This window comes from Paenarthrobacter nitroguajacolicus (genome assembly GCF_007786235.1).
GTDB lineage: Bacteria > Actinomycetota > Actinomycetes > Actinomycetales > Micrococcaceae > Arthrobacter > Arthrobacter nitroguajacolicus_A.
Genome location: NZ_VNFK01000012.1, coordinates 105001 through 126806, shown reverse-complemented (window position 1 = coordinate 126806; position 21806 = coordinate 105001). Strand labels below are relative to the sequence as shown.

The following is a 21806-nucleotide window of genomic DNA, read 5'->3' as shown; positions in this document are numbered from 1 at the left end:
AGAGGAGAGCCATGACCGGGAAACGGCCCACGCTGATGGACGTGGCGGAAGCCGCTGGTGTCTCCCGTGCCCTCGTTTCCATCGTCATGCGGGATGCTCCGGGCGCATCCGATGCCACGAGGCTCAAGGTGCGGGAAGCCGCCCGGACGCTGGGCTACAGACCGGACAGCCGGGCCCGACTCCTCCGAAGCAGCCGAACTCGGCTTCTGGGCGTCAGCTTCTCCACAGCCCATGCTTTTCACGCCGAAATAGTCGACGCCGCCTACGCCGGGGCCACATTGCGCGGCTACGATATCGCGCTCAGCGCAGTGGCCAAGGGCCGGCCGGAAGAGCGGGCCGTTGAGTCGCTGCTGGACCTCGGCTGCGAGGCCCTGATCATGATCTCCCCAACCCTCGGAGAGCAGGAGTTGGCGGCCTACGCCGCACGGTTGCCCGTTGTAAGCCTCCTCCGCGACGACGTGGGAGACACCCTGGACTCCGTGAGCAGCGACGATCACGCCGGTATCCGCATCGCGATCGAGCACCTCACATCGCTGGGCCACCGGCGGATCGCCCACGTGGACGGCGGAGAAACCGTCTCCGGCCCGCAACGCAGGGCAGCTTTCCGTGAGGAGATGGTCCGCCACGGCTTGGACGCGCGGGTGATCTCCGGTGGTCCCACGGAAGAAGACGGTTTGCGCGCCGGGCACGAGCTGCAAGCCGAGCTGCCCACCGCCGTCGTGGCTTTCAACGACCGCTGCGCGCTGGGCGTCTGGGAGAGCTTCCGGGCCGCGGGCCTTCGCGTGCCGGAGGACGTGTCCGTCCTGGGCTACGACGACAGCCAGTTCGCCCGCCTCAGTTATGTCCAGTTGTCGTCCATCAGCCAGGACGCACCGCTTCTTGCGCGCGCCGCAGTGGACCGCGCCGTCGACCGGTTGGAAGGCTCGACGTCGGCCGCGCACCTGGTGCGGACACCGCACCTTGTCGCTCGCCGCACCACAGGGCCGGCGTCCGCCTGACGCCGGGCTACTGCGGAATTCCCCGCATGCTGTTGTTCCGCTTTTCGTGCGTGAGCTCGGCCAAGCCCAGGGCCTCCAGCAGCGGCGGCATATACATGCCGAACCGGCCACGGTAGCCCTTGCGGAGCCCGTACCAACCGCCCACCGGGTTGTCCTCGCTGCGGCCCCACGCTTCCACGGTGCCGTCGGCAGCGTCCTTGCCTTCATCCGCGGCGCCGAGCGGGACCCAGTCGCCCTGCTCCAAGAGCCAGGCGTGCAGATCCTCAATGGCACGGAGTTGGTAGAGCAATTTGGTGGAGCCCACCTGGCACACAAGGGTGGGCAGATCCGCGGCCTGGTCCTTGTACATGGTGTAGTCCGACGTTCCTGGGGGAGTGGTGAGCTGCCAGGGATCGTCCTTGGTTCCCGCGGCCATGGGTGTGTCCTTCCTGCTGATGGCTGATGACCTGTACGCTACACAGTGCCCGGCTCTGCGTCTGCAGATTCCGTGGCGCCAGAACTCAGCGGGTTCTGGATCTCGTCAGTCATCATGCGAGCAGCGAAGAGAGCCACGAAGGCCATGATGGGGCAGGCCAAACCACCGATGAAGAAGATGAGCCAGATGGGAACCACCTCGGCAAGGGGCCCGGCCAGGGCCATGGACACCGGCATCAATGCCAGGGAAACAAAGAAGTCCAGGCTGGAAATCCTGCCCAACAGATGCCTGGGCACTCGTCGTTGCAGCAACGTGCCCCAGATGACTGTGCCCACCCCCTCAGTGACTCCGAAGATGAGCATGGCAACGCCGAGCATCCAGAAGCTGTCCATGAAACCAATGGCGGCAACCGGCAGGCTCCCCAAACCCCATGTCACCACCATCACAGTCAGGTAGCGGCGGGGGAGGCGAAAGGACGCCGTCGCCAGCGCGGCTATGGCACTGCCTACGCCCATGATGGCCAGCAGGAAACCGAACATCCTCGAGTCGCCCCCCAGCTGGTCCTGGACAACGAAGGGAAGCAGGACTTCGATGGGTCCGATGAGGAACAGCACGGACAGGCAGGCCCAGATCAGGGTCCACAGGAGCCACGGCGTACGGATGGTGTAGCTGAAGCCTTCGCGGAGGTCCTTGAACAGGGATGATGTGGCTGGTTCCGCGTCCGAGCCGACAGAGTCCGAGCCGGCAGAGTCCGAATCGACAGAGTCCGGGGCCAGCGTTTGGCGGCTCAGGAAGTTCACGATCCCGAAGGCCAGCAAATGGCAGACGGCGACTCCAGCGACAGCATATGCCGGGGACAATGCCGCCACCAGGATCCCCGCCAGGGCGGGGCCGGCCGCCTGCTGCAAAACCGGCCGGACTGTTCCTTCCAGGCCGTTCGCCGCCAAGAGATCGTCGGCAGGGAGGATCCTGGGCAGGATCGCGGAGTACGCCGGAAAGAAGAAAGCTTGGCCGACGCCCAGCACGAAAGCACCGATCGCCAAGTGCCACAGTTCCAGCACATTGAACATGGCCAGCGCGGTGACGGAGGCGATGACCGCAAGGTTGGCACCCTCCACTGCGATGATCAGGAGTCGCTGCGGGAGCCTGTCGGCCGCGATGCCGCCGGCCAGCACGAATCCCACCAAACCGATGCTGGCCGCAGTGGCCACCAGCGATAATTCGAGCGGACCGCCGCCAAGGTGGATCACCTCATAGACCATCGCCACAGCCCACATTCCGGACCCGAAGATCGAGATGGACAGTGCGGAAATCAACACCCGGAATTCCCGGTGCGCAAAGGGACGCAGCGCCCTCAAAGCGGCCATTTCACTAGCCTAAGCCTGGCTGCGGGTGCTGTGGAGGGCGAGCCTGTGCGCGCTTGGGCCGTGGGGGCCGCCGAGGCCGCCCGTGTGGCGGAAACGAAGGGCGGGAGGAACCTAAGTTATGAGGCGCCCGACGGCGGTGCGTCGTCGTCGTCGATGTCCGGACCTTCCGCCGGGTCCTGGCTGTGAATGCCGGTATCGTGCGAAACCCAGCCTTCCGTCTCACCCTCCGCCGGAGCATCGGTGTGGTGCCGGATGGCATGTTCGGTCTTGTCTGTCGCCTTCATTACGGATACTTCCTGTCCTTGCTGGACTGCTTCCGTGAATGACCCCAGTCTACGCCGGGTGGGGTCTGTTGTGAGGTCCGCTCTGCGCGGAATCCTGTCCACATACGGAGAACAACGGGCCTCGCACTACGGGGGCGTGACATAGGCTGAACCCAGCAGTTCCCCGTTTCAACGACTAACTGCCAAGGAGAGGTGAAGATGCCCAAGCGCCCCAACCCGGCGGTGAAGATCGCCCAGGAAACAGCCCACAATGCTGTGTTCGATGACCAAGGCAACACCAAGCCCGGCGTGCACAATGTGCTGCTGAAGGCCGTGGAAGTCCAGCGCCCTTTGGTCCTGGCCAACCTTCGCAGGCTGCAACGCAAGCACCCCCATGACACCCCGGCGCAGCTTGCCGCCAAACTGGAGCGCCACTATCTGCTGGCCATCTCCGGTGGGGGCGCGGCCGTAGGTGCAACCGCCGTCGTGCCGGGTATTGGAACCGCGGCGTCGCTGGGACTTTCCGCCCTTGCGACCGTCGGCTTCCTGGAGACCACCGCGTTGTATGCGTCGTCCTTGGCGGAACTCCACGGCATCCGGCTCACCGATCCTGTGCGTGCCCAAACCATGGTCATGGCCATCATGCTGGGCGAAGAAGGCACGTCCATGTTGGGTGCCCTGAGTGGGCAATCGCTCGGGCGAGGCAAGGGCGTCACCAACGCATGGGGCCGCACCCTCACCAAAAAGATCCCCGGAAGTGGTTTCGGCGTTATTCGGGACTCCATCCAGCGCGCATTCCTCAAGAACCTCGTGAAACGGCAAGGAACCGCATTCCTGGGCCGCGCGCTGCCCTTTGGCGTGGGCGCCGTGGTGGGTGGTGCCGGCAACCTGATGATGGGCCGCGCCGTGGTGTCCACCGCCAAGGAAGCCTTCGGTCCGCTGCCTGATACCCTGCCGGGCGAACTGCTCCCGAGCGCCCCAAAGAACGTTGTCACTGCCGAGGTGGCACCCGAAAACACGACGCTGGAAGGCGGTAACAGTGGACCTGAACGCTGACCTGGGAGAGTCCTTCGGCTCGTGGACCATGGGCGACGACGCCTCGATGTTCCGCATCGTGAGCAGTGCCAACGTGGCCTGCGGCTTCCACGCCGGAGATCCGCTCACCATGCTGGACAGCTGCCGCGCGGCATTCGAACTGGACGTCCGGGTCGGTGCCCACGTGGGGTACCGGGACCTGGCCGGCTTTGGCCGGCGCTCGTTGGACATGACGTTCGACGAACTTTTCGGGGACGTGCTGTATCAATTGGGCGCACTCGACGGCATGGCCCACGCCGTGGGAGCTTCCGTGGATTACGTGAAGCCGCACGGTGCGCTCTACAACAGGATCGTCCACGACGCCGAGCAAGCCGAGGCCGTGGTGGCTGCCGTCCACGCTTACGATCCCGGGCTGCCCGTGCTTGGTCTCCCGGGTTCGTCATGGCTGACATTGGCCGAGGAATCCGGACACCCGGTGTTCCGCGAAGCGTTCGTGGACCGGGCCTACCGGCCGGACGGCACGCTGGTTCCCCGCACCCAGGAGGGCGCCGTCCTGCACGACCCCGCCGCGGTTGTGGCCCAGGCCGTGCGCTTGGCAACGCTGAAGGAAGTAGTGGCCGTGGATGGATCAGTGGTTCCGGTTCAGGCCGATTCCTTGTGCATCCATGGCGATACGCCCGGGGCCGTGGAGATGGCTGCTGCTGTTCGCCAAGGTCTTGAGCGGGCCGGCGTGCAGATCGAGGCGTTCGCGTAGTTCCTTGTAGAGGAGTTCCTGATGGGTGCTGTTGTGGTGGATTCGGGGTCCTTGAGCCTTGTGCTGAGTCCTGACCAAGTCCTGGATCGCGCGTCCATGCACTTGGCCAATGCCTTGCTGGGCAACCCGGAGTCCGCGGCTGGCCTGGAGGTTTTGGTGGGTGGCTTGAAGCTGCGCTTCGTGAAGGGAACGGCTGTTGCCGTCACCGGCGCCGAAGGCCTCGTCACCATTAACGGCTCGGAGTTGGCGATGAACAAGGCCGTCCGGGTGGCTCCTGGGGCGGTGCTGGAGTTTGGTCCGGCGTTGTTCGGAGTTCGGTACTACGTGGCAGTCCACGGTGGGATTCTTGCTCCGGACGAGCCCTTGCGCTCCGGTTCCAACCTCACCTTCGGAAAGCCACAAAGTCACGGGGATCCGTCCGAGCATGCACCAGCACGGCGCGCCGTCGACCCGGTACGGCCCGTGGTAGCCCGCGTAACCCGAGGTCCACAGGCTCGGAATGACGACGCCGGCACTTGGCTTCGGTTGACCACGGAACCATGGATTCTCTCGCCCGAGTCGGACCGTGTTGGCGCACGGTTGGTGGGCAGGCCCCTCGAGGTGACGTCGACTCCAGCACCCCAGCCACAACCTTTGGCAACGGGGTCGGTCTTGTTGCCGCCGTCGGGCCTTCCCGTCATCGCCTTGGCCGGACATCCGGAAACTGCGGTGTCGCCGGTCATCGCGGTGGTGCGCGACGAAGACGTGGACCTGATTGGCCAAGCGAGGCCGGGGCAGATGGTGCATCTGCTGGGCTGAGAAGAGCGTGAGGCGATTTTCTCACCAAATGCTCTCTATGAGAATGATTCCTCCGCATCTTCTCATGAACGTTCGTTTGTAAGAAGATAGGGGTATTACCTTTCTCGCGAGGAGCGCCATGAGTACGCAAACCGGGTGGCCGCCGATTGGCTATGAGGAGCGCCCCTGGTCAGCAGAGCCTGGCGCAGGCGTGTCCAGGCGGCAACGGCTGCTGGCCCGAGGGCCTTACGAGGCTGCCATACCGGCCCGCATCGCCACCCTTGACCCCGTGATCGATTCCCGGGCGCAATCGTTGGTTGAGACAGCCACCGTGGAAATGGTCCGATTTGACGCCGAATTAGGGCAGGACTCAACTCCCTTTGCTGCCTTGCTGCTGCGCAGTGAATCGGCATCGAGCTCGCAGATCGAGAACCTCACTGCCGGGGCCCGGAAAATCGTGTTGGCCCAACTGGGTGACCGCAGCAGCACCAACGCCTCCCTCATTGCGTCCAACGTAGAGGCGATGCAGGCTGCCATCAATCTGTCCGAGGACCTGAGCGTGGACAACGTTGGAACGCTGCACCACACACTTCTGTCCACTTCGGACCAAGTCATTGCCGGCGAATACCGGAACTCCCAGGTCTGGATCCGCGGGAACTCGCCGCACTCCGCAGAGTTTGTGCCACCCCATCACGATCGCGTCACGGGCGCCATGGCAGATCTGGTGGAGTTCATGCAACGGGATGACATTCCGGCCCTGGCACAGGCAGCAGTGGCGCACGCACAGTTCGAGACCATCCATCCCTTTGCCGACGGCAACGGACGGACAGGCCGGGCGATTGTCAGTGCGATGCTCCGAGCCAAGGGAGTCACGGCGAACGTCACCATCCCCGTTTCCTCAGGACTCCTGACGGACACGCGCCGGTATTTCGATGCCTTGGGCGCCTATCGTGGAGGTGACATCCTGCCCATTGTGGAGTTGTTCGCTGAGTCCGCGATGCTGGCTGTGGACTACGGCCGAATCCTCGTGGAGGACATCACGGCCGCCCAGTTGGACTATCGGTCCAAGGTTGGGGCAGCCCGGGAGTCGGTGCTGAGACTCGTGGAGCTCCTGCCTCGGGAACCGGCCATCACAGCGGAGATGGCGGCTGAGTACACGGGGGTCTCAACGGCAACGGCGTACCGTGTGGTGCAACGACTGGCGGGTGTCGGCATCCTCACGCCTGCCGGAAAGGTACGCGGTGTCAGCGTGTGGATTGCGGGCGACATCATCACGGCTCTGGACGACTTCGCTGCCCGGGCAGGACGCCGCATCCGCCATTGACGTGCAGCCCCGCCCTACCCAAACAGCAGGTGCGCCACCGTGAAGATGGCCAGACCGGCCAGCGCACCCACCACGGTTCCGTTGATCCGGATGTACTGGAGGTCCTTGCCCACCTGCAGCTCGATCTTCTGCGACGTCTCCTCGGCGTCCCAACGTGCCACGGTGTCCGAGATAACGCCGGCGATGTCCGATCGATACGTATTCACCAGGTATCCGGCAGCATCGCCTATCCAGGCGTTGACCTTGCCGGCGAGTTCCGCGTCGTTGACCAGTCGCGCCCCGAAATCTCGGACGGCGCTCTTGAAGCGGAGACTCAAGTCGCTGTCGGGATCGTCGACGGCGTTGAGCAGGGCAGTTTTCACCGTTCCCCAGGTGCGGGAGGCGAGTTCGCGGACCTCGGGGTCGCCCAGGATCTGCGACTTGATGGCCTCGGCACGCTCGATCATCGCCGGATCATGCTGTAGGTCCTGAGCCAGGTCCGTGAGGTAGGCGTCGATCGACTGCCGAACTTGGTGGTTCTGATCGGCTTGCACCGCACGCACGAACTTTGAGAGCTCCACGTAGACCCGGTCTCCCACCAGGCCATCCACGAAGGTGGGCACCCACAGAGGCGACCGGTCCGAGACAAGCCGGTTCACCGTGGCATGGTTGGCGTCCACCCAGTCCGCAGCACGGTCAACCAGCAGGTCCACGAGTTTGTGGTGGTGACCATCGGCGAAGATCCGTTCAGCCATGCGACCAACCGGCGGTCCCCACGGCGGGGTGAGCAGGTGCTTGCGGACCATGCCCTCGATGACGGCCTGTACGTCGTCGTCATTAAGGACCGTGAACGCACCGCGGATCACCGCGCCGCCCTCCTTGGCAACGCGTTCAGCGCCGCCCGGAGCTGACAGCCAGGTGCCGGCCTTGCGGGCGATGTCGATGCTGGCCAACTTCTCCTGCACCACCTCCTGGGACAGGAAGTTGCTTTCCACGAAGTCGCTGAGGGATTCGCCGATCTGGTCCTTGCGCCGCGGGATGATGGCGGTATGCGGGATCTTCAGGCCCATGGGGTACTTGAACAGGGCGGTGACGGCAAACCAGTCGGCCAGCGCGCCCACCATGCCGCCTTCGGCCGCAGCCCGAACATATTCAAGCCAGGGGTACTGCTTCTGGAACGCGAAAGCGACCGTGAAGATCACGGCCATGGTGATCAGGAGTGCCAGTGCCAACCGCTTCATGCGTTGCAGCGCGGCCGCCTTCTCCAAGTCGCCAGGGGAAAGTTCGACGACGGCGGAACGGCCGCGTGCTGGGGCGGAACCTGCCGCTGTTGCCGGCTTAGTGGGCTTGGTGACGTCTTCGGTTGGGATTTGTTCAGAGTTCACCTGCATTAGCCCAGCGTAGCCCCCGTTAGGACAGCGAGGTGGGCTACCGTGTCTGCATGACTAGCGACGACTTCGCCCCAAGCCGGCCCAAGGTCTATGCCCACCGTGGCGCCAGCGCAGCCTTCGCCGAGCACACCCGTGCGGCCTACTTGAAGGCACTCGCGGACGGTGCCGACGGCGTGGAGTGCGACGTCCACCTGACCCGGGACCAACATGTGGTCCTGCTGCACGATGCCAACCTTGACAGGACGTCCACCGGCACCGGACCAGTCGCGGAGCACACCTTGGAGGAGCTCCGGGCTTTGGACTTCTCCTCATGGAAGGGAGCACGCATCCCGGAAGCCTACGGGGGAGTGGCAGACCAGTTCCTGACGCTGCCGGAACTGCTGGACATCCTGCGTGGAGCCGGACGCGGGATCGGCCTGGCCATTGAGCTCAAGCACCCCAGCCCCTACGGCCTAAAACTTGAGGACAGGGTGTTGGCGTTGCTCGAAGCGGAGGGCTGGACGCCGGAGGAATCACGGCTGGAGAACATCCAGATCTCTTTCATGAGCTTCGACTCAGACTCCGTCCAGCGCCTGCTTCAGTCCGTTCCCGGGCAACATCTCTGCCAGCTGGTGGACGATTTCACGGTCCAGGAGATCCGCCAGGAACTTGGTTTGGGCTTCCTGACGGGTGGGGCAGTAGCCAACGTCATGAGGGCGACACAGCAGGATGCCGAGAGGGTCCTGGACGAGGGCCAGGTAGGCATCGCCGGTCCTGGCATCGACTACGTCCGTGAACACGCCAGGAACGTCCAGCGTTGGTTGGAGGCCGGCCGGATTTTCCGGGTGTGGACCGTGGACTCGGAGAAGGATGTTGCCCTGTGCCAAGGCCTGGGGATCCACGAGATCACCACCAACAAGCCGGCGCAGGTCCTTGCCCAGCTGATGGTGTCCAACTAGCTTCACTCGGATTGGACGAACTTTGGGGGCCACCCCGCTTGTGATTGAGTTGTCTCATGTCATTTCGCTGGTCAGCCCAAGCAACCCGCACCACCTCCGCAGTAGCTTTGAGCGCGTTGCTCTTGGCCAGCGCCGCGAAGCACTTCCGTACGCCCAAGTTCTACTACCCCGTTGTGCCGGACTACCTGTGCCGCAAGGATGAGCCGGGGAGTCGCCCAAACGGTCCCCTGGCAGTTATGTCCCGTGAGGAATGGGTCGCATCGTCGGGCCTGCTTGAGGTGACTGCCGCCGTCGGGCTTCTGATTCCTGCCACGCGCAAGGTAGCCGCGGACGCGACCACGGCGATGTTCGCTGCATTCCTTGCGGGGCATATTGATGCGATTCGCCGGGCCTATGGGCCCAAAGGCACCGCAACCGAGCGACGCATCCACACTCTTCGCCTGCCGCTGCAGATCCCCCTGATCCTCTGGTCGTGGAGCCTGCGGAAATGAGCAGCAGTGCTGTTCCCATGAAGCTGCGGGACTCACCGGCGTTCAAAGTTGCCCTGTCCCTGAGCATTGCCACCGGCCTCTACGGGGTGTCTTTCGGTGCGCTCTCCGTGGCGTCGGGATTCGATTTCTGGCAGACCATGGTCCTGAGCCTGTTGCTGTTCAGCGGTGGATCGCAGTTCGCCTTCATCGGCGTCGTCGCGGGCGGCGGATCCGGCGTGGCGGCCATGACAGCCAGTGCACTGCTGGGTTTGCGCAACGGCATTTACGGCATGCAGATCAATGCCATGTTGCGTCCCGGCGGCTGGAAGCGTTACGTCTCGGCCCATGTCACTATCGACGAGTCGACGGCGACGGCGTCCGGCCAGTCCGACCCCGACGAACAGCGCCGCGGGTTCTGGACGGCCGGCATTGGCATATTCATTTTGTGGAATATTTTCACGGCGATCGGCGCACTGGCTGGTGACGCCATGGGAGATCCAAAACAGTGGGGTTTGGACGGAGCCGCCGTTGCAGCGTTCCTGGCCTTATTGTGGCCCCGCCTGAAGGGACGCGAACCCTGGGCCATTGCAGCGGCCTGCGCGTTGGCCACCATCCTGGCCGTACCGTTCGTCCCGTCAGGAGTCCCTATCCTGGTGGCGGCAGTGGTGGCAGGTGTCATCGGTTGGTTCAGCCACGCACGCATGGACGAAGGGCTGGAGCCGGACCTGGACCCCTATGCCGAGAAGCACAAGCATCACGACGGAGGCAGGAAATGAATCTCTGGCTGTGGATCCTCATCGCGTGCGCATTGGCCTACGCCACCAAGCTTGTGGGCTATTTTGTCCCCGCCAAGCTGTTGGAGAGTCCCCGGATCATGCACGTCGCCGGCACCATGACCATCGGGTTGCTGGCGTCCTTGACGGTGGTAAACGCGGTTGCGTCGGGGCAGGGCTTGGTTCTCGACGCCCGCATCGGCGCGCTGGTGGCAGCCGCCGTCGCGCTGTGGCTTCGGGCGCCGTTCCTGGTGGTAGTGATTTCGGGCGCAGCAGCCGCAGCATTGCTGCGGCTGCTGGGTTGGGGCTAGCGGTACTGCTGACCGTTGGGCTGCTGGACCGGCGGCTGGGCGTAACCTTGCGGGTACGACGGCGGGTAGGCCACGAATTGCCGCCCCGCAGCGGGTCCGAGGTACTGCGCGGAGCCGTAGGACAGCATCGGCACGAAGACGACAGGCAGCAGGACCAAGCCAACCGTGTAGCCCGCATCCTTGCCAAATGATTTGGCGAGGTCGTTCAGCGAGACGATGCTGAAGTAGATCCCCGCAAACGGAATGAAGAACAGCAGGAACCAGTACCAGGGGCGGCCTGCGATCTCCAGGAGTTTGATGCCGTTGTAGACCGGTACGAAGGCGCCCCAGGCGGGACGGCCTGCCTTGGTGAAGATTCCCATGTACAGCACACCAACAATCGCAAAGATCACGGCGAAATAGATCAGCATGAAGAGCAGGACCAGGCCGGCCGTAGCAGCGGACTCGGCGCCGCTGGAAGAGTATGAGCTCAAGGGAATATTCATACGGTCGACACTACGTGGGCTGCGGCTGCACCGCGATGGGCAGGACTCACCATCGGTCGCCGACCCACTGGGAGCGCGTGCTTAGACAGCCTCGGTGAACGTCACGCCCGGGATGCCGGACTGATCCGGCAGCGGCCGTGACGGGCGCTCGGTCCGGATAGCGTCTTCGATCAGGGCCACGGGACGCTTCCATGCCTCGGATCCTGGTTCCATGGTGTCCACGGCGCCGATCAGCATGGCCACCAACCGGACCATGTCCTCAATGGTGATGTCGCGGCGCAGCGAGCCCTGGCCCTGTCCGCGTTCCAGGAGCGTAGCCATGGAACCGATGAGGCCACCGGTGATGCCCATGAGGAGTCCGCGTCGGCCGGCGACGGCGTCTAGGAGGTTCGCGTCTTCGCTGGCTACCTGCATCACGGCATCGATGACGTTGATCAGGCCTTCGGCGGCGTCCATGCCGTCCAGGGCGGCTGCTGCCACCGGGTCCACGTGTTTACGCAGTTGGCGGGAGAGAGCCGCGAGGACCAGTTGCTCCTTGTCCGAGAAGTTGCGGAACAGCGTTGCGGGGCCAACTCCAGCGGTGGCGGCAATGGTCTGCAATGGTACGTCGGGACCGTGTTCACGGAAGCACTGCCGGGCGGCGGTAATGATCTTGTCCACGTTGCGTGCGGCGTCTGCCCTGAGGGGCTTGCGTTCAGAGGGCTGTTCCATGCTTGTCAGAGTAGCAACGCAGGCGTGCTGGCCCGTTGTTACGCGGGAGTACGTTGTTATATGACAAACCAGCACATGAAACACTGGATTTCATGTTGCTTGCATTCTCAGTCGCCCCTTCCGGCCAGCCCGCATCCGCCACCCACGGTGGACCCACCCCCGATGCCTCTGTGCACGACGCCGTTGCCGCCGCCGTCAAGATCGTCCGCGAGTCCGGACTGCCCAACCACACGGACTCCATGTTCACCACCATCGAAGGCGAATGGGATGAGGTTTTCGACGTCGTCAAACGTGCCACCGAGGCCGTTGGCCGTTACGGCAGCCGGGTCTCCTTGGTGATCAAGGCTGACATCCGGCCCGGTTACAGCGGCGAGTTGACCGGCAAGGTGGAGCGCCTGGAAGACGCCATTTCCGGCACGGAGTAGTTCCTTCCCTCGGTGTCCCTCCAGTGCAAGACTGGGGCCCATGGTTGAACACGTGACCGAGCCCGGTTGGGTCGACGTCGAGCATTACCTGACTGACGTCGTCGTGCGTCCTGATCCTGCCCACAAGCGCGCCTTGAGTTCCGCCCTTGAGGCAGGAATGCCTCCCATCGAAGTGGCGCCCAACGCAGGCAAGCTCCTGCGGATGCTCGTGCAGATGTCCGGTGCCAGGCGCGTCCTGGAGATTGGCACCCTGGCAGGGTTCAGCAGCATCTGGATGGCTCAAGGACTGCCCGACGACGGACGCTTGGTCACGTGCGAATTCCTCCAGAAACACGCGGACGTTGCGCGCGCCAACGTGGACGCGGCGGGTGTCGGCCACAAGGTGGATATCCGGGTGGGTGCTGCCTTGGACGTCCTTCCTACGCTGGCAGCTCAGGAATCGTTCGATTTCGTCTTCATCGACGCGGACAAGGAGAACGATTCGAATTACCTCGATTGGGCCATCAGGCTTGGCCATCCGGGAACGGTGATCGTGGTGGACAACGTCATCTGGGACGGCGCCATCCTGGAACCCTCGCGGGACGAGGTCAACGCACCCGGCATTGTGGCAATGCTGGAAATGATGGGGCAGGACCCACGCCTCGATGCCACTGCCATCCAGACGGTGGGCAGCAAGGGATGGGACGGTTTCGCGATGGCACGGGTGCAGTAGCGGATGGACTTCACGCTTCGTCCGGCAACGGTGAACGACGCCGAGGCCATGGCCGTCATGCATGTCCAGTCCTGGCGAGAGAGCTACGGGCGGCTGCTGCCTGCGGAGTTCTTCGAAAAGCAGGAAGCTGCGCTGCCGGATCGCATCGATAGGTACCGGGCCTCTATAGCAGCCGGCCATTCGCGCATGCTGGCGCATGGTCCGGACGGCGACCTCGTGGGAATTGGTGCGGCCGGACCGGGGAGGGACGAGGACAGCCCCTGCGGTACGGAGCTTTTCATGCTCTACACCTTGGAAAGTATCCATGGCCGTGGTGTGGGCCAGGCGTTGGTGGATGCGTTGATTGGCGACCGTCCCGCTTATTTGTGGGTTCTCGATGACAATCCCCGGGCGCAGGCTTTCTACCGCCGCAACGGCTTCCTGCCGGACGGTAAACGGCAGTTGTGCGACCCCTCGTGGTACTCGCTGCCGGAACATCGGATGGTGCGTAGCTGAGTGCGCGGGAACTGTTCCCAGAGCTGACTCATCTCGATATGGTGATCACGGGCGGTGTCGACGAAGATCGCCCGGTTTGGAAACAGGTACCGATTATCGGGGCCTGGGTACGCCATTCGATTCTCGGGAGGAAGCATGTCCAATCCAGAGCAGGATCCAAGCCAGGAGGAAGGCCCCGCGGACGGTGGCGCGGCCGGAACCCCCGGCGTCCATGACGGCGGCGCGGACGGCGGTGCTGACGGCGGCGCTGATGGTGGTGCTGAAGGCCCCGCGGACGGTGGCGCGGACGGGACCCCTGGTGTCCATGACGGCGGTGCTGATGGTGGTGCTGATGGTGGTGCGGACGGTGGCGCGGACGGTGGCGCTGACGGCGGTGCCGATGGTGGCGCTGACGGCGGTGCCGGACAACAGGGCAACTGAGTTTGAGCTCCACCAGCACTGATTTCCAGGACCCCGGCGCGGTTATGGGCGCCGGTGTCCTGGAAACACGCCTGATTGACATTGGCCGTGAGAGGTTCGCCAGTGACGTCTGGGGGAGGGCCGCGTTGCTCACCCGTGGTGTCAGCGACTTCTCCGATGTGTTCTCGGCCGACGCGGTGGACGAGCTGATTTCGCGCCGCGGACTGCGGACACCTTTCCTTCGCGTTGCCAAGGGCGGCTCAACGCTTCCGGAATCCTCGTTCACTTCCCCGGCGGGCGTTGGCGCCACTATCTCGGATCAGCTCGATGACACTGAGCTGTGGCGCAAGTTTGCCGATGGTGCAACGCTCGTCCTGCAGGCGCTGCACCGCACGTGGGAGCCGGTTTCGAGCCTCAGCACCCAGCTAAGCACCGAGCTCGGGCATCCTGTGCAGGCGAATGCCTACATCACCCCGCCTCAGAACCGCGGTTTCGACGATCACTACGATGTTCATGACGTCTTCGTCCTGCAGATCGAGGGGACGAAGCGCTGGATCATCCATGAGCCGGTTCACCAGGACCCGTTGCGCAGCCAGCCGTGGACCGATCGCCGTTCCGCGGTGGCTGAGGCCGCGCAAGGCAAGGCCTACATCGACACGGTCTTGGAGCCGGGCGATGTCCTCTACCTGCCGCGTGGTTGGTTGCATGCAGCCCAGGCGCAGGGCAAGGTTTCGATCCATCTCACCTTGGGGGTCCATAACTGGACCCGTCATGCACTGGCGGAGCACCTTGTGGAGGTTGCTCTTGCGGCACTGTGCGACGATCCCGAGATGCGCCGTTCCCTGCCGTTGGGTGTGGATGGACCCGATGCGGAGGTCGACGCCGTCCGTGAACGGCTGGCCGCGGCCGTCTTGGAAGCTGATACGACGTCGCTTTTCCACCGCACCCGCAGGCGGCAGGGGCGCCCTGCCCCGCTTGGTCCAGTGGCCCAGCTCGCGGCCATTGACAGCCTCGGTGCCGGCTCGCTGGTACGGCTCCGTGATGCACTCGAACCGCGGCTTGAGGGCTCACGCTTGAGTACCCGAGTGGGTTGGCTCGACTTCCCGGAGGCTGATCTGTGGTCTGTAAGGCGCCTGCTGGACGGCGAGGAGCACCTCGCAGCTGATCTGGGGGTTGAACTCGTCGAAAGGCTGTTGCGCGCAGGAGTCCTCGTCCCCGCTGCGCAATGATGTCCCCGGTGGCCTCTGCAGAACGCTTTTTCTGCGCGGAAAGCGCTCGGACGCGCGGCGACCCGATGGCAGGGACGGCGTCACCTGGCGTGGTGTGGGTTCTCGTAGAGTACCGGGGCGGTTGGCCGCCCAATGGCTTCGACGGCCTTGACCTGGAGGCCGGGACCAAAGCCCTCGTGTCCTCCGCCGCGCGGCAGGCGCGGGCCCGGATTCTCTTGGTGCGGCGCCCCGGCCCTCGCCGGCGCCCCGGTCCCAGCCGTTGGGCCGTACTGAGACATCAAAGCTCAGGCGCGTATCAACAGCTGTGGGGAACGTGGGACCGGGACGAGGACCTTGCGGCGGTGGTTTCAGCCCTGGCATCTCCCGGCCAGTCCGGCTTTCCCCCGGTCATCCTGGTCTGCGCTCATGGTCGGCATGACCCCTGCTGCGCAGTGCGGGGTCGTCCCGTGGGACGTGCGCTCAGCGAGAATTGGCCCGAGTTGGTGTGGGAGTGTTCCCACGTCGGCGGCGACAGGTTCGCAGCAACCGCGGTGGTCGCTCCCGACGGTGTGTACTACGGCGGACTCGATGTAGAGTCCTCCGTCGCTGCGATCGAGGACCATTTCGCCGGCCGCATCAGCGCAGAGTATTTGCGCGGATATACCGATCTCTTACCACCGCAACAGGCTGCCGTCGCGGCCGTGCTGGGACGTTTCGGCCCGGCTGGCCGGAATGACTATTCGGTCACTGAAACCCTGCGCGAGGGGGACCGCTGGCGCATCCGTATCACCGGCCGCCCGCCCCACCCGGCGCAGATCGATGTGGAACTGCAGGCCCACCGCGCGCCCCCGTGCCAGCTGACGTGCCTGGCACCGTCGGTGGGGTCGGTCATGGTCTACGAGCCCACTTCCATCCGCGAAACCTGACGCCCGTGGACCGCAGGCTTCGCCGGAAATCCTCGTAACCGGATTCCGACTCGTCGGGCTGGTCCATGTCCAGCGGCGAGTCGAGGATGCTTGGTGGCTTGGGCACCCGGGCCAGCAGGAGGCAGACCACCGTCAGCCATGCGACCGCGACGGTCAACACCTCAGCCCACACCAATTCACCAAGCTCCATGATGTGATCCTATGGCCCCAGCAGCCAAACTGTAAGTATCCTTACTACTGGTGTGGCTGTGGCTCCACTAGTCTTGAAGCATGACTCAGGCAGGGCGGAAGTAGTGGCAAAACCCCGAAAATCCAGCAGGGCAGGTAGATCCCAGAGGTCGACGGCGGGAGTCGTCGAGGTGCCTGCCGGCACCCGTCCTGATGGTCCGGTGGCGGGCATTTATTACATCGATACCGGCGATTGCGAACTGGTTCCGGACCCCGACAACTCCAACGGCTGGCTGCTCAAGATCAACGGCGTCATGAGTTCGCACATCGACCTCGCCGATCCGCTGTTCCTGGATTTCGAATACATGCGCTGGATCGCAGCTTTGGTGGAATCGAGATGGCCCCGCGCCCATAGGCCGAAGCTGCGCGCTTTGCACCTGGGTGGGGGAGCGTGCTCCATGGCGCGGTACTTCCACGCTGCCTACCCCGAGGCCCGCCAAGTGGTGGTGGAGTTGGATGGCAAGCTCGCCGACTACGTCCGTGGGTGGTTCGAGCTGCCCAAGGCGCCCCTCCTGCGGATCCGAGTGGGCGAGGCCCGGCAGGTTACCGAATCCCTCACCCCTGACACCCGGGATCTCATCATCCGCGACGTCTTCGCAGGGGCCTTCACGCCCCGCGCCCTGACCACCCGCGAATTCACGGCGCATGCGGATTCCGTCCTCGCCCCGGATGGCTTGTATGTGGTCAACTCCGGCGACGCCCCGGACCTCAGGAACGCCCGGGCGGATGCGGCCACCATCGCGGACACCTTTGGGCACACCATGATCATCGCCGACCCTGCCATGCTCAAGGGTCGTCGCTACGGCAACATGATCATGGCCGGCAGTCATGAGCCTTTCGGCGATGACCCCACGCTTGCCCGCACGCTCCTGGGCGGTGGTGTCCCCGCGCATATTTGGGATGACGCACAGGTGCGGGCTTTCGCGGCCGGGACCCCGGTGCGGCATGATCCGCTTGTGGTGACCACGGCCGAACCTGCGTCAGCTCCGGCTGAGTGAACTGTTCCACGCCTCCCACAAGGTGGCGTACCGGCCGCCGTTAGCCAGGAGTGCCTGGTGCGATCCCGACTCAACAATCCGTCCGTGCTCCATTACCACCACGGTGTCCGCAGACGCTGCCTGGGATAACCGATGGGCAATCACCACCGAGGTCCTTCCGGCCAAAGCGGCTTCAGCGGCCTGATCCAGCATGGTGGCTGATCCTGTTCCCGCCTCAGCTGTGGCTTCGTCCAGGACCGCGATGGGCGGGTCCTTGAGCATCAGCCGTGCCAGCGCCAGTTGCTGCGCCTGCTCGGGGGTGAGCTGGTGGCCGCCGGCGCCTACGGAAGTCTCCAGTCCGTCGTCGAGCGTTTCATGCCATGCAGCCTCTACGGACCGCAGGACCAGCGAGAGCTCCTCCGGAGTGGCGTCGGGTTTGGCGAGCCGGAGGTCCTCGGCGAGCGTCCCTGAAAAGACGTGCACCTCCTGGCTGACCATGGCGATCCGCTGGTGCAGGTCTTCAGGAGCGGCAGCTGTAGAGTCCAAGCCGCCCACCCACGCGGTCCCGGTCTGAGGATGTTCCAGGCCCATGATCACCTTGGCCAGGGTGGTCTTGCCTGCGCCTGAGGTTCCCACAATCGCCACACGCTCACCGTGGTTCACCGTGAGGGAGACACCGTGGAGTGCGGGGCGTTGGCCGGGGTAGGAGAACGTGACGTCGTCAAGGACGATGCCGGCGCCTGTGACCGGGGATGCGGCCGGGGGAATGGTCGGCGCCGCGGACATGGTCAGGCCGAACATTCGACCCAACCCGGCAGCGGCTTTCTGGAGTTCGTCGAACTGACCCAGGACCAGGCCGATCGGATCAAACAGCCGGTAGAAATACAGGGCTGCAGCCGTGGCCGCACCGATGGTCACTGCCCCCTCGGCATGGAGCCAAAACCCCACCACCAAGACCGCGGACAAGCCGATGAGTTCAGCCAGGTTGAGGCGGTTGTAGAAGCGGGTCAGGTAGTTGACGCCCTTAAGGGCGTGGCCGATGTTCTCCCGGGATGCAGCTGCCACCAGGTCCGCGTGACGGGACCCAAGACCCAAAGCCAGGACTGAGGGTGAGCCGTGAACCGTCTCGATGATCTGCTCGGTCCGATTGGCCTCGGTGATCCGGACCGTCCGGTAGATCGGGGCTGTTCGTTTGAGGAACCAGCGCAGGGTGAAGACCTGCAACGGCGCAGCAATGAGCACGGCGACGGCGAAGCGCCAATCGATCACGCCCAAGCCCAACAGCGTCACGGCGATGGTGAAGGCCGCACTGGTAAACGCCGGCAGGACTCCGGAGATTGCTTCGCTGACGGCCTCAACGTCGCCTGACACGCGGGCCACGACATCTCCGATGCCTGCCTTCTCGAGTTGGGCCAGTGGCTTCCTGACGGCTGCAGCGAACACCTCCTCGCGCAGACCTGCCAGGGCTTCCTCGCAGATCCGTGCCAACAGGTTTTGGCCCAGGATGCCCAGCAAGGCACCCAGCCCCCCAGCAACCAGCAACCCAATTGCCAGCCAGAGCAAGGACATGACGTCCCCGCCGGAGGCCGCGATGTTGACCATCATGCCCAGGATGGCCGGTGCAGCCAGTCCGCAGCAGGACGCCGCCAGCAACACAAGGATGGTCAGTGTGAGCTTGCCGGGCCGCTGCGCCAGCAGGCGCCACATGGCCTTTCGGGTCTCGCGGGGCGTGGCAATGGGAAGGATTTCGGCGCTCATGAGCCCACCACTTCGCGGTAGCCGGCGGACGTGGCAAGGAGTTCGTGGTGCGTGCCGGTTTCGGGCGGTCCGTCCGCTCCTCCCATCACCACCCGATGACAGGCGGCCAGCAGGGTGGGACTCGTGGTTACCAGCACCAAGGCCTTGTCCGGGAAGTTCCGCAGACCGTCGGCAATGACGGCTTCGGTGGCGGTGTCGACGGCGGTGGTGGGGTCGTGCAGGACCAGCACCGCTTGCTTTTGGTGCAGTGAGCGGCCAAGCACCAGCCGCTGCCGCTGGCCGCCGGACAGGCTTTGGCCGTGCCCGGTGAGTACCGTTTCGGTGCCATCGGGCAGTTGCGAGACAAAGTCCTCGACGGCGGCAGCCGCCATGGCGCGTTCCTCCAGGTGGGAGTCGGCTGGTGCGACGTTCTCACGGACACTGCCGCGGAACAGGACGCCGTCGTGGCTGTCCGCGAACACCCTTGAACGGACGTGGACCGGGTCCAGGTCAGCGGCGTCCTGGCCGTCAATGGACACCAGGCCACGCGGTGCGGGTGTTCGGAAACCGAGGGTGTCCACCAGGAGCCTGGCCTGTGTGCCGTCCGGCAGCACGACGCCTACGATGTCCCCGGCCGAGGCTGTGAAGGGCGGGAAGGTGCTGTTGCCTGTGTTGCCGCGCAGTTCGAGCAACGGTGCCGATACACCCCGGGAGGCGACCGTCCCCGCTGAGCCGGCAGCCGCCGTCGAACGTTTTGCCTCCGGTGCTGGAACCGCCTCCGGTTCAGCGAGCAGGACTGCTATGCGGGCGGCCGAGGCGCGTTTGCGCGCGAGTTCCACGCTGAGGTAGCCAAGCGCTGCCATGGGGCCCTGAACGAACTGGGTGACGCCAACGACGGCCACGAGTTGGCCCACGGTGATGCTGCCTTGGACGGCGAACCACGCCGCGAAGAAGGCGATGCCGGCCAGGAAGGCCGCGGACAGTGCGGTGCTGGCCCCGTTGTAGGCCGATCGGGAACGTACTGCCCGCAATCCTGCCTGCAGGGATGCCCGGCTCGCAGTCCGGTAGCGGGTTACGGCTGCGTCCTCGGCGCCCAAGCCTTTGAGGGGGCGTGACCCGGTAATGAAGTCCGTTGCCAGAGCGCCGGCGCGGGCCGCCGTTGACTGCTCCACGTCGCTTCGGTCCTCCAACGGTTTAGTGAGCCGGCGCATGATCAACAGCATCACGGGGGTTGCCACCAGGACTGCCAGTCCGAGCGGAACGGAGATCAGGAGCAGCGTGACCGCTGACGTGATGACGCCGGCCGCTGCAGCGAGGGCACCTGCGATCAGCCACGACAAGCCTGCCACCCTGTCCGCATCGGAGGAGGCGATTGCCACGATTTCGCCCGGGGCGCGCCTGGCCTCCATGCCGCGGGGGTGGAGGGTCCGCTCCACCGCGAGCTGCCGGAGGTCGTGGGAGCTGTAAAGGAAGGAGCGTTCGGTGGCCAAGGTGCCAAGCCGCCAGGACAGTGCGAGCACCACGAACACCACCGCCAAGGCACCGAGCCATCCGAGGAGGGCGCCGGGATCGTTCGGTTGAATGGCGTTGTCCACCGCAGCGCCAATGGTTGCCGGGACCAAGGCCTCGCTGACCTGATGCAGGGCGAGTCCGGCGCAGCCCGCCAGCAAGAGCTTCCAGCGGCCGTTGGCCAACAGGGCGTAGTTGAAGAGTCGGGAGACCTTCCATGGCGCTTGCTTGTTACGCCCGGGAGGGCAGGACGGAATGGCGGAACTGGAGGGCATGCTTACCATAGTAAGGCTCACCTAACTTCGAGAAGGCCAGATGACCCGCCAAGCTATATCGCAATCCGGACAGACCGCCCCCCAGCCGGAAGTACAGCTGGAACAGGTGCCGGATGCCCCCGTCGAGGGCGAAACGTCGCCGCAGGTCTATGGCGTCTACACGGGATATTTCGAGTGCGCCACACCTGCCACGTGGACTGAACACGTCCACGATACCCATGAGTTGCTGTGGGGGGCCCGCGGCGTGCTGACGGTGGAGGCTGATGGGGGCTTCTATGCTGTCCCCGCAACCTTGGGGCTGTGGATTCCGGCGGGCGTGGTCCATGCCGTGAAGTCCACGCAAGGGACGGGGTTCTACTGCTCGCACATCAACGCCCGGGTTGCGCCACATCTGGAAAGCCGCACCGTGGCGGTCACTGTGCCTTCCGCCGCGCAGGAACTGCTGCGCCACATGAGTATGTTCGACATGGACGATGCCCTGCGGACGCGTTCGGAGCAAGTGGTGGTGGGGTTGCTGGACGTGGTGGATGCCCGCCCGATGCTGCTGCCGATGCCCACCGATCCACGGCTGGAGCTCATTGCCCGTGCCCTCCTGGATGATCCGGCCTTGGACCGCTCGCTGGAGGAGTGGAGCGTGGAAGTTGCCATTAGCGTCCGCAACCTCTCCCGCCTGTTCCACAAGGAAACCGGCATGACCTTTGCGCAGTGGCGGATCCATGCCCGCGTCCGCGTAGCGCTGGGGTTGCTGGCGGCGGGCTACCCCGTTTCCTCGGTCAGCAGGCGGGTGGGCTACAACAATCCCAGCGCCTTCGTTCAAGTGTTCCGGAAGGTGATGGGGCACACTCCGGGCTGGTACGTGTCTTCGCTTAAGGCCGGAAACCATCACTCTTTGGCCGGTTCCGAATAGAATCCAGCGGTTTTCCA

The 21806-nt window shown here is 64.7% G+C and carries 26 protein-coding genes; 16 read left to right on the top strand and 10 right to left on the bottom strand.

What is annotated here, in order from left to right; all coding sequences use genetic code 11:
• The first annotated feature begins 11 nt into the window (after positions 1–11).
• The gene (locus FQP90_RS15665; RefSeq protein ID WP_144651998.1) at positions 12–998 is read left to right on the top strand and encodes a LacI family DNA-binding transcriptional regulator; all 987 of its coding nucleotides are present in this window, start codon (positions 12–14) and stop codon (positions 996–998) included.
• Positions 999–1005: 7 nt separating this feature from the next.
• Here FQP90_RS15665 and FQP90_RS15660 read toward each other — a convergent pair whose 3' ends face one another.
• The 3 genes from FQP90_RS15660 to FQP90_RS23350 all read right to left on the bottom strand — a co-directional run bounded on the left by FQP90_RS15660 (position 1006) and on the right by FQP90_RS23350 (position 3064).
• The gene (locus tag FQP90_RS15660) at positions 1006–1413 is read right to left on the bottom strand and encodes a DUF6855 family protein (protein ID WP_144651997.1); all 408 of its coding nucleotides are present in this window, start codon (positions 1411–1413) and stop codon (positions 1006–1008) included.
• A gap of 38 nt (positions 1414–1451) precedes the next feature.
• Positions 1452–2780 carry an MFS transporter gene (locus tag FQP90_RS15655; protein ID WP_144651996.1) on the bottom strand — a complete coding sequence of 443 codons (1329 nt, stop codon included), beginning with the start codon at positions 2778–2780 and terminating at the stop codon, positions 1452–1454.
• A gap of 116 nt (positions 2781–2896) precedes the next feature.
• The gene (locus FQP90_RS23350) at positions 2897–3064 is read right to left on the bottom strand and encodes a hypothetical protein (protein WP_167510503.1); all 168 of its coding nucleotides are present in this window, start codon (positions 3062–3064) and stop codon (positions 2897–2899) included.
• 198 nt (positions 3065–3262) lie between these two features.
• Between FQP90_RS23350 and FQP90_RS15650 the strand changes: the two genes are divergently transcribed.
• The 4 genes from FQP90_RS15650 to FQP90_RS15635 all read left to right on the top strand — a co-directional run bounded on the left by FQP90_RS15650 (position 3263) and on the right by FQP90_RS15635 (position 6933).
• Positions 3263–4099 (top strand): hypothetical protein, encoded by an 837-nt coding sequence (locus FQP90_RS15650; RefSeq protein ID WP_144651995.1) that lies wholly within the window; start codon positions 3263–3265, stop codon positions 4097–4099.
• Entirely contained in the window at positions 4083–4832 is a 750-nt protein-coding gene (locus FQP90_RS15645) for a LamB/YcsF family protein (RefSeq protein WP_144651994.1), read from the top strand. Before FQP90_RS15650 ends, FQP90_RS15645 begins: the two co-directional genes overlap by 17 nt.
• 21 nt (positions 4833–4853) lie before the next feature.
• Positions 4854–5630 (top strand): biotin-dependent carboxyltransferase family protein, encoded by a 777-nt coding sequence (locus FQP90_RS15640; RefSeq protein WP_144651993.1) that lies wholly within the window; start codon positions 4854–4856, stop codon positions 5628–5630.
• 118 nt (positions 5631–5748) lie between these two features.
• A complete protein-coding gene (locus FQP90_RS15635) occupies positions 5749–6933 on the top strand; it encodes a Fic family protein (RefSeq protein WP_144651992.1) in 1185 nt (394 codons plus the stop codon).
• A gap of 14 nt (positions 6934–6947) precedes the next feature.
• Here FQP90_RS15635 and FQP90_RS15630 read toward each other — a convergent pair whose 3' ends face one another.
• Complete coding sequence (locus FQP90_RS15630) at positions 6948–8303, bottom strand: DUF445 domain-containing protein (RefSeq protein WP_144651991.1); 1356 nt, start codon at positions 8301–8303, stop codon at positions 6948–6950.
• Between the two features lie 50 nt (positions 8304–8353).
• Between FQP90_RS15630 and FQP90_RS15625 the strand changes: the two genes are divergently transcribed.
• Genes FQP90_RS15625 through FQP90_RS15610 form a run of 4 tightly spaced genes read left to right on the top strand, consistent with a single transcriptional unit; the run spans position 8354 to position 10795 of the window.
• Positions 8354–9241 (top strand): glycerophosphodiester phosphodiesterase, encoded by an 888-nt coding sequence (locus FQP90_RS15625; RefSeq protein ID WP_144651990.1) that lies wholly within the window; start codon positions 8354–8356, stop codon positions 9239–9241.
• 56 nt (positions 9242–9297) lie between these two features.
• Positions 9298–9732 (top strand): DoxX family protein, encoded by a 435-nt coding sequence (locus FQP90_RS15620; RefSeq protein WP_144651989.1) that lies wholly within the window; start codon positions 9298–9300, stop codon positions 9730–9732.
• On the top strand, positions 9729–10487 hold the full coding sequence (locus FQP90_RS15615; protein WP_144651988.1) for an AzlC family ABC transporter permease: 759 nt from the start codon (positions 9729–9731) through the stop codon (positions 10485–10487). The genes FQP90_RS15620 and FQP90_RS15615 overlap by 4 nt, the downstream gene beginning before the upstream one ends.
• A complete protein-coding gene (locus tag FQP90_RS15610; protein WP_144651987.1) occupies positions 10484–10795 on the top strand; it encodes an AzlD domain-containing protein in 312 nt (103 codons plus the stop codon). Before FQP90_RS15615 ends, FQP90_RS15610 begins: the two co-directional genes overlap by 4 nt.
• Here FQP90_RS15610 and FQP90_RS15605 read toward each other — a convergent pair.
• Both FQP90_RS15605 and FQP90_RS15600 read right to left on the bottom strand, forming a co-directional pair.
• Positions 10792–11280, bottom strand: coding sequence for a DUF5684 domain-containing protein (locus tag FQP90_RS15605; protein ID WP_208760025.1), 489 nt, complete (start codon positions 11278–11280; stop codon positions 10792–10794). The two genes, FQP90_RS15610 and FQP90_RS15605, sit on opposite strands and share 4 nt — an antisense overlap.
• Before the next feature lie 81 nt (positions 11281–11361).
• Positions 11362–11991, bottom strand: coding sequence for a TetR/AcrR family transcriptional regulator (locus FQP90_RS15600; RefSeq protein WP_144651986.1), 630 nt, complete (start codon positions 11989–11991; stop codon positions 11362–11364).
• A gap of 92 nt (positions 11992–12083) precedes the next feature.
• Between FQP90_RS15600 and FQP90_RS15595 the strand changes: the two genes are divergently transcribed.
• From FQP90_RS15595 to FQP90_RS15585, 3 genes are read left to right on the top strand one after another with little or no spacing between them, the layout of a single operon-like run.
• Positions 12084–12416, top strand: a complete 333-nt coding sequence (locus tag FQP90_RS15595; RefSeq protein ID WP_144651985.1) for a thiamine-binding protein — start codon at positions 12084–12086, stop codon at positions 12414–12416.
• A gap of 40 nt (positions 12417–12456) precedes the next feature.
• Positions 12457–13128, top strand: a complete 672-nt coding sequence (locus FQP90_RS15590; protein ID WP_144651984.1) for an O-methyltransferase — start codon at positions 12457–12459, stop codon at positions 13126–13128.
• Between the two features lie 3 nt (positions 13129–13131).
• Positions 13132–13623, top strand: coding sequence for a GNAT family N-acetyltransferase (locus tag FQP90_RS15585; protein ID WP_144651983.1), 492 nt, complete (start codon positions 13132–13134; stop codon positions 13621–13623).
• A 93-nt stretch (positions 13624–13716) separates the two neighbouring features.
• Here the strand turns inward: FQP90_RS15585 and FQP90_RS23450 are convergent, their stop codons facing one another.
• Complete coding sequence (locus tag FQP90_RS23450) at positions 13717–14031, bottom strand: hypothetical protein (protein ID WP_208760024.1); 315 nt, start codon at positions 14029–14031, stop codon at positions 13717–13719.
• Between the two features lie 14 nt (positions 14032–14045).
• Here FQP90_RS23450 and FQP90_RS15575 point away from each other — a divergent pair, with 14 nt between their 5' ends.
• The gene (locus FQP90_RS15575; protein ID WP_244296800.1) at positions 14046–15251 is read left to right on the top strand and encodes a cupin domain-containing protein; all 1206 of its coding nucleotides are present in this window, start codon (positions 14046–14048) and stop codon (positions 15249–15251) included.
• 65 nt (positions 15252–15316) lie between these two features.
• Positions 15317–16156: a sucrase ferredoxin gene (locus tag FQP90_RS15570; protein WP_144652036.1), complete on the top strand. Its 840-nt coding sequence runs from the start codon at positions 15317–15319 to the stop codon at positions 16154–16156.
• Here FQP90_RS15570 and FQP90_RS15565 read toward each other — a convergent pair.
• Positions 16119–16346 carry a hypothetical protein gene (locus FQP90_RS15565; RefSeq protein WP_144651981.1) on the bottom strand — a complete coding sequence of 76 codons (228 nt, stop codon included), beginning with the start codon at positions 16344–16346 and terminating at the stop codon, positions 16119–16121. The two genes, FQP90_RS15570 and FQP90_RS15565, sit on opposite strands and share 38 nt — an antisense overlap.
• A 103-nt stretch (positions 16347–16449) precedes the next feature.
• On the opposite strand from FQP90_RS15565, the gene FQP90_RS15560 reads away from it, so the two are divergent.
• Positions 16450–17382: a spermidine synthase gene (locus FQP90_RS15560; protein WP_434372347.1), complete on the top strand. Its 933-nt coding sequence runs from the start codon at positions 16450–16452 to the stop codon at positions 17380–17382.
• Here FQP90_RS15560 and FQP90_RS15555 read toward each other — a convergent pair.
• Together FQP90_RS15555 and FQP90_RS15550 are read right to left on the bottom strand one after the other, a co-directional pair.
• Positions 17365–19119 carry an ABC transporter ATP-binding protein gene (locus FQP90_RS15555; RefSeq protein WP_144651980.1) on the bottom strand — a complete coding sequence of 585 codons (1755 nt, stop codon included), beginning with the start codon at positions 19117–19119 and terminating at the stop codon, positions 17365–17367. The two genes, FQP90_RS15560 and FQP90_RS15555, sit on opposite strands and share 18 nt — an antisense overlap.
• Complete coding sequence (locus tag FQP90_RS15550; protein WP_244296798.1) at positions 19116–20882, bottom strand: ABC transporter ATP-binding protein; 1767 nt, start codon at positions 20880–20882, stop codon at positions 19116–19118. Before FQP90_RS15550 ends, FQP90_RS15555 begins: the two co-directional genes overlap by 4 nt.
• A 40-nt stretch (positions 20883–20922) precedes the next feature.
• Between FQP90_RS15550 and FQP90_RS15545 the strand changes: the two genes are divergently transcribed.
• A complete protein-coding gene (locus FQP90_RS15545; RefSeq protein ID WP_244296797.1) occupies positions 20923–21789 on the top strand; it encodes a helix-turn-helix domain-containing protein in 867 nt (288 codons plus the stop codon).
• The last annotated feature ends 17 nt before the right edge of the window (positions 21790–21806 follow it).

What these genes read in the sequence shown, in the direction of transcription:
- FQP90_RS15610 (WP_144651987.1), top strand. Translation starts at nt 10,484, where the DNA reads ATGAATCTCTGGCTGTGGATCCTCATCGCGTGCGCATTGGCCTACGCC.
- FQP90_RS15650 (WP_144651995.1), top strand. Translation starts at nt 3,263, where the DNA reads ATGCCCAAGCGCCCCAACCCGGCGGTGAAGATCGCCCAGGAAACAGCC.
- FQP90_RS15620 (WP_144651989.1), top strand. Translation starts at nt 9,298, where the DNA reads ATGTCATTTCGCTGGTCAGCCCAAGCAACCCGCACCACCTCCGCAGTA.
- FQP90_RS15615 (WP_144651988.1), top strand. Translation starts at nt 9,729, where the DNA reads ATGAGCAGCAGTGCTGTTCCCATGAAGCTGCGGGACTCACCGGCGTTC.
- FQP90_RS15590 (WP_144651984.1), top strand. Translation starts at nt 12,457, where the DNA reads ATGGTTGAACACGTGACCGAGCCCGGTTGGGTCGACGTCGAGCATTAC.
- FQP90_RS15555 (WP_144651980.1), bottom strand. Translation starts at nt 19,119, where the DNA reads ATGAGCGCCGAAATCCTTCCCATTGCCACGCCCCGCGAGACCCGAAAG.
- FQP90_RS15665 (WP_144651998.1), top strand. Translation starts at nt 12, where the DNA reads ATGACCGGGAAACGGCCCACGCTGATGGACGTGGCGGAAGCCGCTGGT.
- FQP90_RS15585 (WP_144651983.1), top strand. Translation starts at nt 13,132, where the DNA reads ATGGACTTCACGCTTCGTCCGGCAACGGTGAACGACGCCGAGGCCATG.
- FQP90_RS15550 (WP_244296798.1), bottom strand. Translation starts at nt 20,882, where the DNA reads ATGCCCTCCAGTTCCGCCATTCCGTCCTGCCCTCCCGGGCGTAACAAG.
- FQP90_RS15570 (WP_144652036.1), top strand. Translation starts at nt 15,317, where the DNA reads ATGGCAGGGACGGCGTCACCTGGCGTGGTGTGGGTTCTCGTAGAGTAC.
- FQP90_RS15600 (WP_144651986.1), bottom strand. Translation starts at nt 11,991, where the DNA reads ATGGAACAGCCCTCTGAACGCAAGCCCCTCAGGGCAGACGCCGCACGC.
- FQP90_RS15595 (WP_144651985.1), top strand. Translation starts at nt 12,084, where the DNA reads ATGTTGCTTGCATTCTCAGTCGCCCCTTCCGGCCAGCCCGCATCCGCC.
- FQP90_RS15660 (WP_144651997.1), bottom strand. Translation starts at nt 1,413, where the DNA reads ATGGCCGCGGGAACCAAGGACGATCCCTGGCAGCTCACCACTCCCCCA.
- FQP90_RS15635 (WP_144651992.1), top strand. Translation starts at nt 5,749, where the DNA reads ATGAGTACGCAAACCGGGTGGCCGCCGATTGGCTATGAGGAGCGCCCC.
- FQP90_RS15640 (WP_144651993.1), top strand. Translation starts at nt 4,854, where the DNA reads ATGGGTGCTGTTGTGGTGGATTCGGGGTCCTTGAGCCTTGTGCTGAGT.
- FQP90_RS15655 (WP_144651996.1), bottom strand. Translation starts at nt 2,780, where the DNA reads ATGGCCGCTTTGAGGGCGCTGCGTCCCTTTGCGCACCGGGAATTCCGG.
- FQP90_RS23350 (WP_167510503.1), bottom strand. Translation starts at nt 3,064, where the DNA reads ATGAAGGCGACAGACAAGACCGAACATGCCATCCGGCACCACACCGAT.
- FQP90_RS15565 (WP_144651981.1), bottom strand. Translation starts at nt 16,346, where the DNA reads ATGGAGCTTGGTGAATTGGTGTGGGCTGAGGTGTTGACCGTCGCGGTC.
- FQP90_RS15625 (WP_144651990.1), top strand. Translation starts at nt 8,354, where the DNA reads ATGACTAGCGACGACTTCGCCCCAAGCCGGCCCAAGGTCTATGCCCAC.
- FQP90_RS15630 (WP_144651991.1), bottom strand. Translation starts at nt 8,303, where the DNA reads ATGCAGGTGAACTCTGAACAAATCCCAACCGAAGACGTCACCAAGCCC.
- FQP90_RS15605 (WP_208760025.1), bottom strand. Translation starts at nt 11,280, where the DNA reads ATGAATATTCCCTTGAGCTCATACTCTTCCAGCGGCGCCGAGTCCGCT.
- FQP90_RS15545 (WP_244296797.1), top strand. Translation starts at nt 20,923, where the DNA reads ATGACCCGCCAAGCTATATCGCAATCCGGACAGACCGCCCCCCAGCCG.